Origin of the sequence: Bradyrhizobium sp. CCBAU 45394 (genome assembly GCF_028128655.1) — a bacterium.
In the GTDB taxonomy this organism is placed as follows: domain Bacteria; phylum Pseudomonadota; class Alphaproteobacteria; order Rhizobiales; family Xanthobacteraceae; genus Bradyrhizobium; species Bradyrhizobium diazoefficiens.
In genome coordinates this window covers 285087-302323 of the sequence record NZ_LBIX01000174.1, presented here as the reverse complement: position 1 = coordinate 302323, position 17237 = coordinate 285087, and the positions used below count along the sequence as shown (strand labels likewise).

Annotated in this window: 14 protein-coding genes; 3 read left to right on the top strand and 11 right to left on the bottom strand. The window is 65.0% G+C overall.

All coding sequences use genetic code 11. The features are described from left to right. Positions 1–94 precede the first annotated feature (94 nt). Both WN73_RS34715 and WN73_RS34710 read left to right on the top strand, forming a co-directional pair. The gene (locus tag WN73_RS34715; protein WP_011086834.1) at positions 95–1243 is read left to right on the top strand and encodes a hypothetical protein; all 1149 of its coding nucleotides are present in this window, start codon (positions 95–97) and stop codon (positions 1241–1243) included. 164 nt (positions 1244–1407) lie between these two features. After that, entirely contained in the window at positions 1408–2634 is a 1227-nt protein-coding gene (locus WN73_RS34710; RefSeq protein ID WP_028171062.1) for an ABC transporter substrate-binding protein, read from the top strand. A 176-nt stretch (positions 2635–2810) separates the two neighbouring features. Here the strand turns inward: WN73_RS34710 and WN73_RS34705 are convergent, their stop codons facing one another. The 10 genes from WN73_RS34705 to WN73_RS34660 form a co-directional block, all read right to left on the bottom strand. Beyond that, positions 2811–5891: an autotransporter outer membrane beta-barrel domain-containing protein gene (locus WN73_RS34705; protein WP_271556758.1), complete on the bottom strand. Its 3081-nt coding sequence runs from the start codon at positions 5889–5891 to the stop codon at positions 2811–2813. Positions 5892–6256: 365 nt separating this feature from the next. Continuing rightward, positions 6257–7531: a TCR/Tet family MFS transporter gene (locus WN73_RS34700; protein WP_271556756.1), complete on the bottom strand. Its 1275-nt coding sequence runs from the start codon at positions 7529–7531 to the stop codon at positions 6257–6259. After that, a complete protein-coding gene (gene der / locus WN73_RS34695) occupies positions 7528–8910 on the bottom strand; it encodes a ribosome biogenesis GTPase Der (RefSeq protein ID WP_271556754.1) in 1383 nt (460 codons plus the stop codon). The genes WN73_RS34700 and der overlap by 4 nt, the downstream gene beginning before the upstream one ends. Positions 8911–8959: 49 nt before the next feature. Then, the gene (locus WN73_RS34690) at positions 8960–9511 is read right to left on the bottom strand and encodes a hypothetical protein (RefSeq protein WP_028171058.1); all 552 of its coding nucleotides are present in this window, start codon (positions 9509–9511) and stop codon (positions 8960–8962) included. A gap of 30 nt (positions 9512–9541) precedes the next feature. Next, positions 9542–10195, bottom strand: coding sequence for a tetratricopeptide repeat protein (locus tag WN73_RS34685; RefSeq protein WP_271556751.1), 654 nt, complete (start codon positions 10193–10195; stop codon positions 9542–9544). A gap of 169 nt (positions 10196–10364) precedes the next feature. Beyond that, positions 10365–11957 (bottom strand): class I adenylate-forming enzyme family protein, encoded by a 1593-nt coding sequence (locus WN73_RS34680; protein ID WP_271556750.1) that lies wholly within the window; start codon positions 11955–11957, stop codon positions 10365–10367. A 12-nt stretch (positions 11958–11969) separates the two neighbouring features. Beyond that, a complete protein-coding gene (gene panB / locus WN73_RS34675) occupies positions 11970–12791 on the bottom strand; it encodes a 3-methyl-2-oxobutanoate hydroxymethyltransferase (RefSeq protein ID WP_271556748.1) in 822 nt (273 codons plus the stop codon). A 3-nt stretch (positions 12792–12794) separates the two neighbouring features. Continuing rightward, a complete protein-coding gene (locus WN73_RS34670) occupies positions 12795–13379 on the bottom strand; it encodes an NnrU family protein (RefSeq protein ID WP_011086823.1) in 585 nt (194 codons plus the stop codon). Between the two features lie 69 nt (positions 13380–13448). Next, positions 13449–14027, bottom strand: a complete 579-nt coding sequence (locus WN73_RS34665) for a hypothetical protein (protein ID WP_028171054.1) — start codon at positions 14025–14027, stop codon at positions 13449–13451. A gap of 106 nt (positions 14028–14133) precedes the next feature. Then, positions 14134–15756 (bottom strand): peptide chain release factor 3, encoded by a 1623-nt coding sequence (locus WN73_RS34660; RefSeq protein WP_271556744.1) that lies wholly within the window; start codon positions 15754–15756, stop codon positions 14134–14136. A 158-nt stretch (positions 15757–15914) separates the two neighbouring features. Between WN73_RS34660 and sugE the strand changes: the two genes are divergently transcribed. Further along, positions 15915–16229: a quaternary ammonium compound efflux SMR transporter SugE gene (sugE, locus tag WN73_RS34655; RefSeq protein ID WP_028171053.1), complete on the top strand. Its 315-nt coding sequence runs from the start codon at positions 15915–15917 to the stop codon at positions 16227–16229. Here the strand turns inward: sugE and WN73_RS34650 are convergent. Beyond that, positions 16222–17229, bottom strand: coding sequence for an inorganic phosphate transporter (locus WN73_RS34650; protein ID WP_011086819.1), 1008 nt, complete (start codon positions 17227–17229; stop codon positions 16222–16224). The genes sugE and WN73_RS34650 overlap by 8 nt on opposite strands. Positions 17230–17237: the final 8 nt, after the last annotated feature.

Sequence of the window (17237 nt, the reverse complement as noted above, 5' to 3'; positions counted from 1 at the left end):
GATTGGCTTGGCCAATTGACTTGGTCTCCTCCCCGCGATTGACTGCCCGTGCTCAAGCGGCAGCAAGCCGCAGGCCAAAAAAAGGGAGGTTGCGATGGCACCATCGCATGATCGCGGACGCGTTGACCGTGCGCTCGCACGCGTCTCTCACGCCTTCTCCATCCTGATCGCGGCACTCACATTTGCGCTTCCGGGCGTTGCGACCGCCGGCGATGTCCCGACCTTCGCCGTCGATCCCGCCTGGCCAAAGCCGCTGCCGAACAACTGGATCCTCGGCCAGGTCGGCGGCATCACGGTCGACTGGCAGGGCCATATCTGGGTGATCCATCGCCCGCGCTCGCTCACCGATGACGAGAAAGGCGCAAGCCTCAATCCGCCGCGCTCGAAATGCTGCGTCTCGGCGCCGCCCGTGCTCGAATTCGACACCGACGGCAACCTGCTGCGGTCCTGGGGCGGCTTGGGCGAAGGCTACGAATGGGTCGGCCGCGAGCACGGCATCGAGGTCGACGAGCGCGGCTTCGTCTGGGTCGGCGGCAACGCCGACAATGACAACGCCATTTTGAAGTTCACGCTCGACGGCAAGTTCGTCGCCCAGATCGGCAAGATCGCGCCGAGCCTCGGCAGCAACGACACGACGCAACTCGGCAAGCCCGCGGAGACCGCGATCGACAAGGCGGCGAACGAGATCTACGTCGCCGACGGCTATGGCAACCGCCGCGTCATCGTCTTCGACGCGACGACGCTCGCCTACAAGCGGCACTGGGGCGCCTACGGCAACAAGCCCAACGACGACAAGCAAGGTCCCTACGACCCCAAGGCGCCGGTTGCGCAGCAATTCGGAAATCCCGTCCATTGCGTGAAGCTCGCCAATGACGGGCTCGTCTATGTCTGCGACCGCATCAACAACCGCATCCAGGTATTCAGGAAGGACGGCACCTTCGTGAAGGAGTTCTTCTTCGAGAAGAACACGCTCGGCAACGGCGCGGTGTGGGACATCGCGATCTGGCCCGATCCAAAGCAGACCTGGCTGCTCAGCGCCGACGGCGAGAACAACGAGATCAGGGTGATCAGGCGCGACGACGGCAGCGTGGTCGGCAGCTTCGGGCGCAACGGCCGCAATGCCGGTCAATTCCACTGGGTGCACGCCATGGCGATCGACGCCAAGGGTAACGTCTATACCGCCGAGGTCGATACCGGAAAGCGCATCCAGAAATTCAAGCTGACGTCGGACGCGCTCAAATAGCGCCTCAACGCATTTTGCCCAAAAGTTAACCGACGGATGACGTAACGACGCAGCGTCATCCGGCTTTAGGCGCATTGCCGCCGGCCGTGGGACACGGTAGAGCCATCAGCCGGACCAAGGCTCCGCAAGAGAGCCGTCCGCATGTTTGACAATGGAGGGAATCTATTATGACGACATTCGCGCGCCGCTCCGCGGCCCTTCTGGCCTGTGCCGCCTTCGGTTTTTCCACATCCGCCTTCGCGCAAGACAAGACCGTCAAGATCGGCGTCTTGAACGACATGTCGAGCCTCTATGCCGACATCGGCGGCCCGAACTCGGTCGCCGCGGTGAAAATGGCGGTCGAAGATTCCGGCCTGAAGGCCAAGGGCTGGACCATCGATGTCCTCTCGGGTGATCACCAGAACAAGCCCGACATCGGCGTCAACATCGCCCGGCAATGGATCGATGCCGACAAGGTCGACGCCATCGCCGACACGCCGAGCTCCGGCGTTGCACTCGCGGTGAGCAACCTCGTCAAGGATAAGAATTCGGTGCTGCTCAATTCGGGCGCCGCCACGGCCGACCTCACCGGCAAGGCCTGCACGCCCAACACCGTCTCCTTCACCTACGACACCTACATGCTCGCCAACGGCACCGGCAAGGCCCTGACCAAAGCCGGCGGCGACAGCTGGTTCTTCCTGACCGCGGACTACGCCTTCGGCCACGCGCTGGAGCGTGACACCAGCGCCGTGGTCACGGCCACCGGCGGCAAGGTGCTCGGCGGCGTCAAGCATCCGCTCAACTCCTCCGACTTCTCCTCCTTCCTGCTGCAGGCGCAGTCGTCGAAGGCCAAGGTCATCGGCCTTGCCAACGCCGGCGGCGACACCACCAACGCGATCAAGCAGGCGGCTGAGTTCGGCATCGTGGCCGGCGGCCAGAAGCTCGCCGCGCTGCTGCTGTTCATCAACGACGTGCATTCGCTGGGCCTGAAAACGGCACAGGGGCTGACCTTCACCGAGTCCTTCTACTGGGACCTCAACGATCAGACCCGCGAATGGTCGAAGCGCTTCCAGAAAGTGTCACCCAAGGGCTCGATGCCCTCGATGACGGTAGCGGGCCTCTATGCGGAAATCCTGCACTACCTGAAGGCAATGGACGCGCTCGGCGGCAATCCGCATGACGGCGCCAAGGTCGTCGCCAAGATGAAGGAGCTGCCGACCGACGATCCGCTGTTCGGCAAGGGCCCGCTGCGCGCCGACGGCCGCCGCCTCATCCCGGCCTATCTCTTCGAGGTGAAGAAGCCGGAAGAGTCGAAGGGGCCATGGGATTACTACAAGCTGGTGGCCACCATCGCGCCGGAAGACGCCGCCAAGCCGCTCGAAGCCAGCGAGTGCCCGCTGGTCAAGAAGTGACCGCGTAGCGGACGCGCACAGGCTCCACGACGACATGCCCGGGCGAGAGCGCGAAGCGCGTCTTCGTCCCGGGCATTTACGTTCGGTGCCTGCACAAAGGACGAGGGTACCGGCGGGCAAGGCGCCGCTCGCGCCGTTTCTCTACGTCGCGTCTCTACAACGCGGACGAGCGCTTCCTACCAGGCATAGCGCACCACGCCCTTTCCGGAGTAGCTTGTGGTGACGTTCGAGAACTCACCCTCAAAGGTCCCGGCGAGCGAGAAACCGTTCAGCCATTTCGCCTCGGCGGTTGCCGAGGTGAGCGCCGCGTCTCGCGCAGGCGATGCACCGCCGACGACGAAGGATGCGCCCGGCAACGCCTGGAAAGTGGCGGCGATGCCGCGATCGATATTGTAGTCATGTGCCCAGCCGAAGCGGCTGCGCAGGGTGAGGATCGCTCCCGGCAATGCCAACGATCGGTCAGTGCGGAATCCCAATTCGGAGCGCGGCGAGGTAGCGGTCTTGGCCGCATAGGCCAGCGCAAAGGTGTTGGCACCGACGATGGGCCGTTCGGCATAGCCCGGCAGCTCGAAGGTCGCGAATTGCGCGGCGGCATAGGGCGTGAGGCCGATGCCGGCCCATGGGGTGATGAGGCGATAGCCGCCCTCGATACGCCCCGCCCACGCATTGGCGTTGAACTGCGCACGCAACTGGTCACTGCCCGCAATCGTGACCGTCCGGTTCGTCGTGATATCCTGCCAGCCATAGGCCAGGGCGCCGGAGACATACGCGGCGCCGGCCGTATGACGAACGAATGCACCGGCCTGGAACAGGTCGGAGCGTCCCGAACCGAGACCGTTGGCGACGACGAAGTTGGTACCGCCGCCGGCCAAGGCGAACCCGACCTGGGTGAATGGAGAGATCCGATAATCGGCGCCGACGGCCGTGCCAGCGATGCGGCTGGTGGACGTGTTCGATCCCTGTACGGCATTGCCGTCGGTGGTCTGCGAGCCCCCATAGCCCGCGCCCCATACGCTCCAGCGCTGGCCGAAATCGATCGCGCCCGGCGTCTTGGCGATCATGGCGTAGGCGTCACGCTCGGCACCGGGCCGGCGGCGACCGCCGGCATAGCTATCGGCTGCTCCCTCTTTCCCAAATGAAACGGGCGTCGGTGCGGTCCCGTCGCGGCCCGCGGTAAGCGGATCGGCCAGCAAATTGACGAAGAGGTTCATCGCGTCGAATGTTGTCTGCTGCGAACCTGTCGCCAGCTCGCCCGAGGCCTGTGTCAGGTTCGCCGGGACATTGCCGGCGAAGATGCCGCCAAACGCCGAAGGAACGTTGCCGAAGGAATTGAACGCCCTGTCGAGCGCGGTGGCGACGGCCCGCTGGTTGATGTTGAGGCCGGCAATCTCCCCAAGGCCCGAGGCCAGAACAAGCTGCACCGTGCCGCCCGAATAGGTCAGCGAACCGGAAATTCCCGTCGGCGTCGCCACCGAATCAAAGCGCGAACCGTTCAGCGCCCCCGCGGTCAGGATGGTATAGGGCGAATTGAACCGCAGGGTGCCGCTGGCGAGCGCAACCCGAACCGTCCCGGCCAACGTCGCCGCCCCCGTCACATTGGTGAGGTCGGAAGCCGCCGATGACACCTGCACGAGGTAGGTCGAGGCGGCCGTGAAGACGAGGCTGCCCTGAACGTTGATGGTGCCGACCGAGTTGCCTGGAGACAGAATGCCGCCGTTGATGACGGCATTGCCGACGATGCCGTTGCCGCCCAACGTGCCGCCGGCATTGACAACGAGATTGCTGGCCGATGCGATGTTGCCGTTCACGATCAGCGCCCCGCCGCCGACATTGACATCACCGGAGAAGGAGCCGGTGCCAGTCAGCGTCCAGACTGAAGCGTCGACCTTGTTGAAGGTCGTGAACCCCCGATACTGGGCCGCCGCACCCAACGTGCTGACATCGAAGGTCGCCGCACCGCTGCCCCCGAGTTGGAACGTATCATTGCCCCCACCGAGCACGTTGCCCGATATGACCGATCCCGGCGCGAGCGTGAGAACGTTGCCGCTACCGGCGAACTGGATCGCGGCCGTTCCTCCAGTGATGGTCCCCGCATTGAACACGTCCGACCCACCCGTGCCCGCATAGATGCCGTTGCCCGTGAGGCCGGAAATGGAGCCGTAGTTGATGACTGAGACGGACCCGAGGCTGGCGCGGACGCCGGTGTCGCCGCCACTGATCTGCGCGCCGGCATTGTTGGTCACCACCGCACTCGTCTCGGCGCGAATGGCGTAGCCAAAGCCGCCGGCACTTATGGTTCCGGAATTGACGACGGTTGCGACGCCATTGCTGGCATAGATTCCGTTGTTGATCAGGCTCGTGATCTGTCCGCCAACGCCGTTGGTTACATTGACGTCGGTGAAGGCAAAGATGGCGATATTGTTGAGACCGGAAATGGTCCCGTGATTGGTAACGTGAGCAAAGCCCAAATTGGCAACCATGCCGCCGGTAATGCTTCCAGTGACACCGTTCGTTATTGTCAGATTGGCATTCGCAGAGGCGGCAAAGCCGGTGGGGCTCGAGATGGTGCCGAAATTCGTTACCGACATCGATCCGCTGTTGGCGCGGATGGCAGCCGTTGCGCCGGTAATCGTCCCGGCGGCGGCGTTGGTGACGTCCATATTGCCGGTCACCTCCAGGCCATAGCTGGTCGTACCGGTAATCGTGCCGGCATTGGTGACATTCAACAATTGGTTGGCCTGGACACCGCTTATCCCGCCGGAAATCAGACCGCCCGCAGCGTTGGAGACGACCCCCGTGCCGTAGGCAATGAAACCGTAAGAGGTGCCGATGATATTGCCGGCATTGGTGACATTCCCGACAGCGGAATAGCCGGAATTGACGCCGAGATCGCCGGCGATGGTGGCGCCCGCATTGTTGGTAACCGTGGCGTTGACGAAGGCGAATACGCCAACGTTTGCGTTGCCCGTGATCGTGCCGGAGTTGACGACAGTCACACTGCCGTTGTTCGAGCCGATGCCGGATAGGACAGTGCCGGTGATGGTGGCGCCGGTGTTGTTGGTGACGGTGACGTCATTTTGAGAGAAGACACCGTTCGTTGCGCCTGTGATGCTTCCCGAATTGCTGACCGTAGCGTTGCCGATATTGATTCCGCTATTCACGCTTCCGGTGACAGAGGCACCGCTATCGACATTGATGACAATGCCGGTCTGGTTGCCCGTCCCGTAACCGTTGGTCCCGTTCTGATCGGTCGTCACGCCCGAGCATGTAATGGTCGTGCCTGGCGGAGGATTGGGGCTATTGTCGGCCGCCGGCGAACAGGCCGCATACGCCCCGCCCATCAGAGCCAGCGTGACGGTAACCGTGATCGCAATTGCAGCGGCAGCTCGCCAAATCAGCAAGCGCTGCCGAGGGAAACACCATATCCGAATCGGCAGGCGCGTCATTTGAATGGCTTGCTTCCGAGGCGTCGGCGGCCCCGGCCTTCAATTGCAAAAAGAACGAATCAACAGATTTATTGAATATGCTAAGTATCGCCGCCGAAAGGCTCCATGTACGCACGTCTGGCGAGAATCCGACGAATCGGAATCTCTGTTGCGAATTGGCGACAGTCGCAACCGTCCTATTCGCGGCCACCAGTCTGCCGGGCGGATGCGACTGTCGCCAGCGTCCGCATCGCGATGGCCACGCATACCACCATCAGCGCGCCCGCGAGGAGGAATGGCGCGCCGGGCAATTGCCAGGGCGCGCTGGTGCCGATGAAGTATGAAAACGTCAGCGTGAACAGGAACGGCCCGACGAGCTGCGACACGCTCTGCACGCTCGCGGTTGCGCCCTGCAGCTGACCCTGTTGATCGGGTGCGACCAGCCGCGTCATCAGCGATTGCATCGCGGCACCCGAGATGCCCCACAGCGACATCACTGGAATGCCGATCCAGAACAGCGGTCCGGTCGGCGCTGCGCCAAAGATCACGAACCCGATCGCACCACAGCACAGGCCCAGCAACAGTGTGTTCCGCTCGCCGAGCGCGCGCACGATCGGGCCGATGGCGAGCCCCTGCACCACCATGGCGCAGATGCCGACCATCGCGAGCGTCAGCCCGACCGTCTTGGAATCCCACCCGTAGCGATAGGTCGCATAGAGCACGAAGGTCGACGGCAGCACGACATGCGCGACCTGCGCGATGAAGTTGACGACCGACAGCGCAGCCAGCATCGCGTTGGAACGCAGCAGACGCAGCGCCCCGACCGGATTGGCGCTGGTCCAGCGGAACGGCGCGCGCTTGTCGGGCGCCAAAGATTCCGGCAGGACCAGGAGCCCATAGAGCGCATTGGCGAAGCTCAAAGCCGCCGACGCCCAGAACGGCAGGCGCGGATCGATGTCGCCGAGCAAGCCGCCGAGCGCCGGGCCCAGGATGAAGCCGGCGCCGAAGGCCGCGCCAATCCTGCCGAAGATCGCCGCGCGCCGCTCCGGCGGCGTAATGTCGGCAATATAGGCAAACGCCGTCGAGATGCTGGCCGAGGTGATGCCGGAGATCACGCGCCCAATGAAAAGCCACACCAGCGACGGCGCCAGCGCCATCAGCACGTAGTCGGCGGCGAGCCCGAAATTCGACAGCAGCACCACCGGCCGCCGCCCGAAACGATCCGACAGCGCGCCCAGCACCGGCGAGAACACGAACTGCATCAACGCCCAGGCGGTGCCGAACAGGCCGAAGATGCGGGCCGCGTGTGCGGTGTCGTTGTCGACGAAGCTCTCGATGAGCTTTGGCAGGATCGGCATGATCACGCCGAGCGCGAGCATGTCGAGCAGGATGGTGACGAAGATGAAGGCGACCGCGCCGCGCCGGACCGGCGCAGCGCCCCGCGCCATCGCCTCGCCGGCATCGTTGCTCACGACGGCCGCTTGCGCTTATGGGCGAAGGGGTTGGCCTTCTCGCGCAAGGTGATGCGCACGGGCGTGCCCGGCAGATCGAAAGCCTCGCGCATGGAATTGGTCAGGTAGCGCAAGTACGACTGCGGCACCGCGTCGGCACGCGAGCAGAACAGCACGAAGCTCGGCGGCCGCGCCTTGGTCTGCGTGATGTAGTTCAGCTTCAGCCTGCGGCCGGATACGGCCGGCGGTGGATTGGCCTGGACCGCCTGCTCGAACCAGCGATTGAGCGCTGACGTCGACACGCGTCTGTTCCAGACCGCGTAGGCGTCCTGGATCGCCTGCATCAGGCGATCGATGCCCTCGCCCATCAGGCCTGATACCGCGACAATCGGCACGCCCTTGACCTGCGGCAGCCAGTGGTCGGCGTCGCGGCGCAGGCCCGAGATCGCGCCGCCGCCCTTGGTCTCCATCAGGTCCCATTTGTTGGCGGCGAGCACGAGCGCGCGGCCCTCGCGCTCGACCAGATCGGCAATGCGCAGATCCTGCTCCTCGAAGCGGTTCTGCGTATCCATCATCAGCACGACGACTTCGGCAAAGCGCACCGCGCGCAGCGCGTCGGCGACCGAGAGCTTTTCGAGCTTCTCCTCGATGCGCGAGCGACGCCGCAGGCCGGCGGTGTCGAACACGCGAAAATCCCGGCCCTGCCAGTTGATCTCGACCGCGATGGAATCGCGCGTGGTGCCGGCCTCCGGGCTCGTCAGCAGGCGCTCTTCGCCGAGCAAATGGTTGATCAGCGTCGACTTGCCGGCATTCGGCCGGCCGACGATGGCGACCCGGATCGGGCGCGTCGCGGCCTCTTCCTCGGAGAGCGGTGCGTCGTCCTCGTCCTCATCCTCCTCGACGGGCTCCGGCATCAGCTTGGCGAGGGCGTCATAAAGCTCGCCCATCCCCTCGCCGTGCTCGGCCGAGATCTGGATGGGATCGCCAAGACCAAGCGCAAAGGCTTCCATCGCGCCGGCATCGCCATGCTTGCCTTCGCTCTTGTTGGCGACCAGCAGCACCGGCTTGTTGGCCCTGCGGGCGAAGTCGGCGAAGGCGCGGTCGGTCGGCGTCAGGCCGATGCGGGCATCGACGACGAAGAACAGCGCGTCGGCCTGCGCGATCGCGGCCTCGGTCTGCTCCTGCATCCGCGCGGTCAGCGAGCCCTTGGCCCCCTCGTCGAGGCCGGCGGTGTCGATGATGGTGAATTCGAGGTCGCCGAGCCTGGCCTCACCCTCGCGGCGGTCGCGGGTGACGCCCGGCAGGTCATCGACGAGCGCGAGCTTTTGCCCAACCAGGCGGTTGAACAGCGTCGATTTGCCGACATTGGGCCGGCCGATAATGGCAATCGTGAAGGACATCGGTCATTCGTGCGCTGCGAAGGCCGCGCCTGTCAATGCAATGAAATTATTAGCGCGAGAAGCTGCCGCTCGGCAGCGGCGCCGGGAAGCCGCCCTGCGACTGCTGCTGCGTGGTCTGGGTCGGTTGGGCCTGCTGGACGGGCTGATCGGGCGGCGGCGCGGTGGTGCGCTTGCGCACGATCTTCTGCTTGGGCTGCGGAGCGGCCGCGGGCGGCGCAGCCTCCGGCTGGGCCTCGCCATCGACTTCGCCGGCAGGCGCATCGGCGGGCGCGGCCGCGCTGGCAGCCGGCTGTCTCGTCTTTTTCGCCTTCGCACCCTTCGCCGGCTTGGCCGGCTCAGGCGGCGGCTCCGTGGGCAAAGCCGCAACGGCAGGCGCATTCGGATCGGGCTGCTGCTGTGCGCCCTTGTACATGTCCTTCGGCACACCCTGCTCGAGGCCCGGCACGCCCTCCGGGAAGACCGGCTTGCGGTCGCCTGGCAGCTTCTTCTTGGTGTCGAGGAAATCGAGCATGTCGCTCGGATCGAAGCTGGAGCAGCCGCCCAGCACGCCCGTGAAGGCGATCAGGACGGCGGCTGCGATCAAGCGTGGCGTGCGGCGCATATCGGTGTCTCGTCTCAGCTCTCGGGACCGTCAGCTTTTGGCGACGGGCGGCAGCAGGGCCTGGAGCGCCTCGGCGCGCGAACGCAGGCCCGGCGGCGTTTCGCCGTCCTCTGCGATCGCGTCGAGCCATTTGCGGGCTGCGGTCGTGTCGTTGTTGCGCCAGGCCGACAGCGCCAGCAACTCGCGGGCGCTGTGGCGGAAGGTCGATTTGGGTGTGGCGGAAGCCTCCAGCCGCTGCTGCATGTCGGCGTAGCTGGCGCTGTCGACCAGCAGGCCGGCGGCGCGGATCTTCGCCAGATCCTGCCACTCGCCGCCGACGCCGCGGTCAGCGGCAATGTCGTCGTACATCTTGGCGGCGGCCTTGGGATCGCGGCCAGCGGCCTCGGCCGCAGCACGCAGCCGCGCCAGGGTGCGATAGCCCGACGGAGCCTTGGCGGCGAGCTCAGTGAAGGCCGTCTCGGCCTCCGCATGCTTGTCCTGCTCTGACAGCTCGACGGCCTTCTCGAAGGCGGCGCCGGCCTCGGCGGCCTTCTTGGCCTCCAGATACTGGTAGCCGCGCCAGCCGCCCACGGCGGCCACGATGAGCACCATCAGGGCGATGAAGTAGATCGAATATTTTTCCCACAGCTTCTTGAGCTGTTCGCGACGTACTTCCTCGTCGACTTCGTCAAATAATTCAGACACTTATGCTAATCCCATGCCCGTCCGGGTGCGCGCGCCACAGCGTTCGCGTCAGGAATCCCGTCCCCCGCGTGGCGGCGAGGTAGCCTAACGATATGGCGGTGGCAAGGCAAAGCGAGCCCGATCAAGGCGTTAACCACCCGGGAGAGCCCGGAAGAAGCCCCTGCCCGGCTCAGGTTCCCAAGTGCTCCCGCAACTGCCGCTTCAGCACCTTGCCATTGGCGTTGCGCGGCAGCGGCTCGGTGGTGATCGCCATGGTTTCGGGGACCTTGTAGTCGGACAGCCGCTCGGCGCACCAGGCCCGCAAGACGTCGCCGGCGACCGGGGTGCGGGTCACCACGACAGCATGGACGCGCTCACCGAGCACCGGGCAGGCCCTGGCAATGATCGCGCTCTCGATCACCGCGGGGTGGCCCGCCAGCACGGATTCGACCTCCGCGGAATAGATCTTCAGTCCGCCGCGATTGATCATGTCCTTCTGGCGGTCGAAGACGCGGACAAAACCGTCCGCATCGACTGACCCCAGATCGCCCGAGTGCCAGAACCCACCGGTGAAGCTCTCGGTCGTGGCTTTCGGGTTGTTCCAGTAACCCTTGATGACGGAGGCGCTCTGAATCCAGAGCTCGCCGATCTCGCCATGGGGCAGCTCGCGCCCATCGGGTCCCATCGCGACGATGCGCGCGCCGGGACACGGCAGGCCCACGCTGTCGATATGGCTCGCCGTCAGTTCGCCCGGCATGATCGTCGAGGGCGATGTCGTCTCGGTCGCGCCGTAGCAGTTCATCAGCTTCAGGCCGGGAATCGTCGCCTTGAGCCTCTCGATGGTCGCGACCGGCATCGGCGCGCCGCCAAAGCCGCCGATGCGCCAGCTCGACAGATCGTAGCTGTCGAAATCGGGCTGGAGCAGGCAGAGATTGTACATCGCCGGAACCATCACCGTGTAGGTGACGCGCTCGCGCGCAGCGAGCTTGAGATAATCGGCGGCCTTGAACTCCGGCATGATGATCAGCGCGCCGCCGCAGCGGATCATGGTCGTGATGTTGGCGACGACACCAGTGACGTGACCGAGCGGCACGGCCGCGATCGAACGGTCCGCTTCCGTCAATTGCAGGCAGGACGCAAACACCATCGAGGAATGCACGATGTTGCAATGGGCCAGCATCGCGCCCTTTGGCTTGCCCGTCGTGCCCGAGGTGTAGAGGATCATCGCCGTGTCCTCTTCGCTCACGTCGACGGGCGCGGCGGCCGCGGCGTTGTCTGCGAGCACCGCGAAGCGCGACTCACGCGGGTCGTCGTCGACGGCAACGCGGTGGATCACATCGGGCACATCCCGCGCATCCGGCAGCCGCCCGGCGAGCCCTGCCTCGTGGATCAGGATCTTGGCGCCGCAATCGGTGAGCACATAGGCAATCTCCGGCTTCTGCTGACGCGTGCTGAGCAGAACCGTGACCAGCCCCTCATGCGCGGCGGCAAACAGCAGCAGCGGAAATTCGATGCGGTTGCCCAGCAGGATGGCCACGCGATCACCGCGCTTGAGGCCGAGCTTGCGAAAGCCCTCGGCGATCCGGGCGGCCCGGTCGACGACCTGGCGCCAGCTCAGCCGGACATGACCGCAGATCAGGGCCTCGCCATCGGCGTTCTGCGCAACCGCTTCCGCAATCATCGCCCAAACGCTGCCCGGCCGCTTCACAAAGGCCGGCACGACGCGGTCGCCGAAGCGCGGCTCAAGCCGCATCGACGGAAGTGCGTGCTGCGACCAGTCCATGCGCGCCCCTCCTCAGCTCTTCTTCATGTCGTAGACATGCTCCGGGCCCGGGAAGGCCCGGCTCTTCACGTCGCGCGCATAGCCCGCGATGGCTTCCTCGATCGCCGGTCCGAGATTGCCATAGCGGCGCACGAATTTCGGCGACCGCGGCGACAAGCCGAGCATATCTTCCAGCACCAAAATCTGGCCGTCGCAGGCTGCGCTCGCGCCAATGCCGATGGTAGGAACTGCGATCGATTGCGTGATCTTGCGCGCCAGCGGCTCGGCGACCGCCTCGATCACGATCGAGAAGGCCCCCGCCTCTGCGATCGCCCTGGCGTCGTTCTCGATCGGAGCCCAGTTCGCCTCCTCGCGGCCCTGCGCGCGGAACGAGCCAAGCGCGTTGATCGACTGTGGCGTCAGCCCGATATGGCCCATCACGGGAATGCCGCGCTCGGAGAGAAACGCCACCGTCTCCGCCATCCGCGCGCCGCCCTCGAGCTTGACCGCGCCGCACAGCGTCTCCTTCATGATCCGCACCGCCGACTGGAAGGCCTGCTCCTTCGAGCCTTCGTAGGAGCCGAACGGCATGTCGACGACGACGAGCGCCTGGCTGGAGCCGCGCATCACCGCGCAGCCCTGCAGGATCATCATCTCAAGCGTCACGGGCACCGTGGTCTCGAAGCCATGCATGACATTGCCAAGGGAATCGCCAACCAGGATCGCATCGCAGTGCCTGTCGACCAGCGCGGCGGTGTGCGCGTGATAGGAGGTCAGCATCACGATCGGCTCGCCATTCTTGCGGATGCGGAGGTCGGGCGCGGTCTTGCGCCTGATGGCGGATTGGACGGACATTTGTCAGACCCCTACGACGGGAACTCCGATCACGACAGGATGGAACGCAAACGCCAGCGCAAGATACGCAACCACGCCGACCGCGACCGCGATCAGATCGTTGGAGACGCCGCCTACCGGAATCGGCGGGCCGCCAGCGTCAGTGCGATGCTTCAACGAAATGCGGTCAAACACCGCCCAGCCCAGGAACGAGCCGAACAGGATGATGGAACCGAGATCGCCATTCGCGAGGAGATGCGCGGCCGCCCACAGCTTGATGCCGGCCAGCATCGGATGTTTCAGCGTCGCGTAGATGCGGCCGCGCAGGTATGACGCGACAACTAGGATGACCGCGGGCAGCATCAGCGCGAGCGTGATGTGCTTCATCGCCTTCGGCGGATACCAGACGTCGATCCAGCCGGTCGCACGGTAATGACCAAAGCCCCAGATGATCAGCGCGAGCCCCGCGAGTGAGACGAGCGCATAAAGGATCTTGTAGGTCCCCTCGCCCAGCCTCGCGATGGCCTGCGCGCGCGCCTCGCGTTTCGTTGTGAAGACATGGGCCGCGAAAAACAGCACCAGCCCCAGGATCATGACCAGCAGACCCACGACATCCTCCCCTCAACCAGCGCCCGCCTCTGGCGTAGCATCGATTGGCGGTCGGTCGCAACCGATGCGCTACTTGCCGAGCTGCCGATTGTCGACATAGCGGATCGCGATCGGCCGCCCTGCCAGGGCGCCGCCGAGACCGCTGGTGAATTTCAGCGGCAAGCAGGCCTTCAGCGAAGCATCGATGGCGTTCAGATAGGTCGTGCGGGTGTCGGCCGGGACGCCCGCGGTGGCGTATGTGAGGCGTGGCGGACCGATCAGGCCGCCCGCCTTGTTGAAGCTGAAGCGCACCGACATCTGCATGCCGGCCCGCGCGTTGTCCGCTGGCGGCGACCAGCAAGTGCGCAATTCGGCGAAGAGGTCGCCGATCGTATCGAGATCGTGATCCGGCTTCCGGTATTTGGCGCGGTCGGATTCGGACGGCACGCTGACGATCGTGAGCTGGAGATTCTGGCCGTAAGGATAGTCGATCTCGGGAATGCAGGGCCCGGGCTCGAGCGGGCTGCAATAGGACGGCGTGCAGGGCCGGTTGTCGAGCACGCTGCACGGTTCATGCGCAAACGGGATGGGATTGATCTGGCGCCGCTGCGCGTCGGCGGCCACCGTCGATATCGCCAGCAGTATAAGAAGGAGAATGCCGCGCCACATGGTATGCGAGCTCACAATGCCACTGTGGACGAAAGGTGGCATTGGTCGCGAAAGCGTCAAGTGCGCGCGCGTTCACATGCTCGCGTTTAGGCGGCCTTGGCGCGCGTTATCCCTTCTTCTTGACGTCCTTGACGTTGGTGAACTCGATGCCCTCGGCGCGTTCCCTGGTGTAGCCGAGATAGAACTCGTTCCTCGCCAGATAGACGGGATCACCATCGACGTCGTCGGCGATACTCGAGGTGTTGGCGGCGATGAAAGTGTCGAGCTTCTTGCGATCGTCTGAAGAAACCCAGCGCGCAAGCTGGAACTCGCTGACTTCGAACTCGACCGGAAGGGAATATTCCGCCTCCAGCCGTGCCTTCAGCACGTCGAGCTGGAGCGCGCCGACCACGCCGACCAGCGCCGGTGCACCGTCGCGCGGGCGGAATACCTGGACGACGCCCTCTTCCGACATCTGCTGAAACGCTTCCTTCAGCTTCTTCGCCTTCATCGCGTCGGTGAGACGGACGCGGCGGACGATTTCCGGCGCAAAGCTCGGCACGCCGACGAAGTTGAAATCCTCGCCCTCGGTCAGGGTATCACCGATGCGCAGCGTGCCGTGGTTGGGAATGCCGACGACGTCGCCGGCAAAGGCCTCATCCGCCACCGAACGGTCCTGCGCGAAGAAGAATTGCGGGCTCGACAGCGGCATGCTCTTGCCGGTGCGCACCAGTTTCGCCTTCATGCCGCGGCTGAGCTTGCCCGAGCACAGGCGCGCAAAGGCGATGCGGTCGCGGTGGTTCGGATCCATGTTCGCCTGGATCTTGAACACGAAGGCGCTCATGCGCGGATCGGTCGCCTCGACCTTGCGCTGGTCGCTCTCCTGCGCACGCGGCTCGGGCGCGAACTTGCCGAGGCCCTCCAGGAGGTCGCCGACGCCGAAATTGCGCAGCGCGCTGCCGAAATAGACCGGCGTCAGGTGGCCCTCGCGAAACGCCTCCAGCTCGAACGGTTTTGAAGCCTCGGTGACGAGCTCGAGCTCGTCCTTCACCGCGGAGACGTCGAGATTGGCGTTGAGCTTGGCGAGCTCCTCGATCTCGATCTGCTGCGCCGCGCCGGTCTTGGCGCCGCCGCCTTCGAGCAGGCGCACGCCGCCATTGACGACGTCATAGGTGCCGAGGAAGTCGCGGCCGCGGCCGACCGGCCAGGTCATCGGCGTGGTGTCGAGCGCCAGCGTCTTCTCGATCTCGTCCAGCAGCTCGAACACGTCGCGGCTCTCGCGGTCCATCTTGTTGATGAAGGTGATGATCGGAATGTCGCGCAGGCGACAGACCTCGAACAGTTTTCGGGTGCGCGCCTCGATGCCCTTGGCGGCGTCGATGACCATGACGGCGGAATCGACGGCCGTCAGCGTGCGATAGGTGTCTTCCGAAAAATCCTCGTGGCCCGGCGTGTCCAGCAGGTTGAACACGAGGCCCTCGAACTCGAAGGTCATCACGGACGTCACGACCGAGATACCGCGCTCGCGCTCGATCTTCATCCAGTCCGAGCGCGTGTTGCGCCGCTCGCCCTTGGCCTTGACCTGACCGGCGAGGTTGATGGCGCCGCCGAACAGCAGCAGCTTTTCGGTCAGCGTGGTCTTGCCGGCGTCGGGGTGGGAGATGATCGCAAAGGTGCGCCGCCGCGCCACTTCAGCGGCAAGCGGGGAACGGGCCGGCGATTCGGCTGTGGTGGTGGCGATGTCGGACATGGCGGGAGCGTTTGGCAGGGAAAATGGGCCGGATCAAGCCTGATTTGGTAATTGCGGAGCCCTTCGGCCAGCCCCATATCGCCGTTTGGGAGGGACGGCCCTCCTATCCACCAGCATATCAGCCGCGGGGACGACCCTGCCTTGAATGGAGGGTCGTCATGGCCTGGAGCATCCTGTTCGTCGCCGGTCTTCTCGAGATCACCTGGGCGATCGGCCTGAAATACACCGAGGGTTTCACCAGGCTTGTTCCCTCCGTCATCACGCTCGCGGCGATGGCGGGCAGCGTCATCCTGCTTGGGCTCGCGCTCAAATCGCTGCCCGTCGGGACCGCCTATGCGGTGTGGACCGGCATCGGCGCGGTCGGCACGGCGACGCTCGGGATCATCCTGTTCGGCGAGCCGGCGACCGCGCTTCGCCTGGCCAGCATCGGACTGATCGTTGCCGGTATCATCGGGCTGAAGCTCGTTACTTGACGAAAATCCTGACCGCCCACCAGGTCAGCGCGGCGACGATCGCCGAGGCCGGCATCGTGATCACCCAGGCATAGACGATCGAGCTGGCGACGTTCCAGCGCACCGCCGAGAGGCGGCGGGCGGCGCCGACGCCGACGATGGCGCCGGTGATGGTGTGGGTGGTCGAGACGGGAACCCCGAGGAAGGTCGCCATGAACAGGGTCGCGGCGCCGCCGGTTTCGGCGCAAAAGCCCTGCATCGGCGTCAGTTTCGTGATGCGCAGGCCCATGGTGCGGACGATGCGCCAGCCGCCCATCAGCGTGCCCATCGCCATCGCGGCCTGGCAGGACAGCACGACCCAGAACGGCACCGAGAATTCGCTGCCGAGATGGCCCTGTGAATAGAGCAGCACGGCGATGATGCCCATGGTCTTCTGCGCGTCATTGCCGCCATGGCCGAGCGAATAGAGCGAGGCGGAGGCGAATTGCAGGATGCGGAAGGCGCGATCCACGGCGAAGGGCGTCGATCGCACCGAGGCCCAGGAGACGATCGCAACCAGCAGCATCGCCAGCAGGAAGCCGACCAGCGGAGACAGCACGATGGCGATCACCGTCTTGGACAATCCGCTCCAGACCGCCGCCGAAATCCCGGCTTTGGCCACGCCGGCACCGAACAACCCGCCGATCAGCGCATGCGACGACGAAGACGGGATGCCGAGCGCCCAGGTCACGAGGTTCCAGACGATGGCGCCGACCAGCGCCGCGAAGATCACGTGGGCATCGACGATTGAGGGATCGATAATGCCGGTGCCTATGGTCTGGGCGACGTGCAGCCCGAACACCATGAAGGCGACGAAATTGAAGAAAGCGGCCCAGAACACCGCGAATTGCGGCCGCAGCACGCGGGTCGAGACGATGGTCGCGATCGAATTGGCAGCGTCATGCAGGCCGTTCAAGAAGTCGAACAGCAGCGCGACGGCGATCAGTCCGACCAGGACGGGAAGACCCAACGCAGCATCCACGGCGAGGC